Here is a 1,666-nt window from a genome sequence, read left to right as displayed (position 1 = left end):
GCGGCGAAGCGCTTGTCCTTGAACTTCTTCTTGAGCGACTTGAGCGGCATGTCCATGACCGATCCGGACGGGCGCATGTGCGCGGCCGCCTGGATGAGGCCGGAGACCTCGTCGCACTCGAAGAGGACCTTCTCCATCTTGAGCTCGGGCTTGGGCAGGTCCTGGTTCATGTCGCTGTTGTGCGTCATGATGGCGTGCGCCAGGTAGGGGTTGGCGCCGGCCTCGGCCAGGAGCTCGGCCGTCTTCTGGGTGTGCAGCTGGTCGTCCTGCCACATCTCCCAGTCGAGGTCGTGCAGGAGGCCGACCTGGCCCCAGAAGTCCACGTTCTGCGGGTCGTACTTCTGCGCGAAGTGGCGCATGAGGCCCTCGAGCGTCTCCGCGTGGCTCACGTGGAACGGGTCCTTGTTGTACTTGGTCACGAGTGCGAAGGCCTCGTCGCGGGTGAGCCCGCTCTCGAGCTTGTCGCCCTCCGCAGCCTTTGCCTCGATGGCAGCCTTGACGGCGTCGCCCATGGCATCCCCCTCCTGGGCAGGGGCCTCGTCCTTCTCCCCCGCCGCATCGCTCGCGTCATCGGCCTCGGCCTCTGCCGGCGCCTCCTGCTGGGCCTGGGCCTCTACCTCGGCGGTCGCGCCCTTCTCCGCATCGGAGAAGAGCGAGTCCACGTTGGCGGCGGCGTTGTCCGTACGTGCGCCGCTGACCTGGCGCGCGATGTCCTCCTTGGTCACGGCCTCCGGCTTCATCTGCGGGAAGAGCAGCACGTCGCGGATCGCGGGCTGGTCGCAGAAGAGCATCATCATGCGGTCGATGCCGTAGCCGATGCCGCCAGCGGGAGGCATGCCGTACTCGAGGGCGCGCACGTAGTCATAGTCGTAGCCCATGGCCTCGTCGTCGCCAAGGCCCTTGGCCGCAACCTGCTCGGCAAAGCGGCCGGCCTGGTCCACCGGGTCGTTGAGCTCGCTGAACGCGTTGGCGTACTCATGGCCGCAGATCACGAGCTCGAAGCGGTCGGTCAGGCGCGGGTCGTCGGCCTTGCGCTTGGCGAGCGGGCTGACCTCCTCGGGGTAGTCGCACACGAAGGTCGGGTTCACGAGCGTCTCCTCGCCCAGCTCGTCGTAGAGCTCGAACAGGAGCTTGCCGGCGCCCCAGCTGTCCTGGGTCTCGATGCCGTGGTCCGCGCAGAGCTTGCGCAGGTGCTCGACGGGCGTGTCCATGTCGACGTGCTCGCCCACGACCTCGGAGGCCACCTCGGAGAGCGCCACGGAGCGCCAGGTGCCGCTCATGTCGACGGGCGTGCCCTGGTACGTGATGACCTCGTGACCCTCCTCGCAGCCGCAGACCTCGCGCGCGATGGTCTTGAACAGGCCCTCGGTCAGGCGCTTCATGCCGTCGAGGTCGCTGTAGGCGCAGTAGGCCTCCATGGTGGTGAACTCGGGGTTGTGCGTGAGGTCCATGCCCTCGTTGCGGAACTGGCGGCCGATCTCGAACACGCGCTCCATGCCGCCCACGATGAGGCGCTTGAGCGGCAGCTCGGTGGCGATGCGCAGGTAGAAGTCGCGGTCGAGCGCGTTGAAGTGCGTGACGAACGGCTTGGCGTTGGCGCCGCCCATGATCGCGTGCATCATGGGGGTCTCGACCTCCATGTAGCCGTCGGCCTCCATGTAGCGGC

1 protein-coding gene is annotated in these 1,666 nt (G+C 67.4%); it reads right to left on the bottom strand.

Translation table 11 applies throughout. The features are described 5' to 3' along the window. Window positions 1–1,666, bottom strand: a 1,666-nt coding sequence (locus ACI38Z_RS09095; protein ID WP_439789883.1) for an amino acid--tRNA ligase-related protein, incomplete at both ends; no start/stop codon positions are given.

The organism is Parafannyhessea sp. (assembly GCF_051876455.1).
Classification (GTDB): Bacteria; Actinomycetota; Coriobacteriia; order Coriobacteriales; family Atopobiaceae; genus Parafannyhessea.
This window is presented reverse-complemented; position numbering and strand designations above follow the sequence as displayed.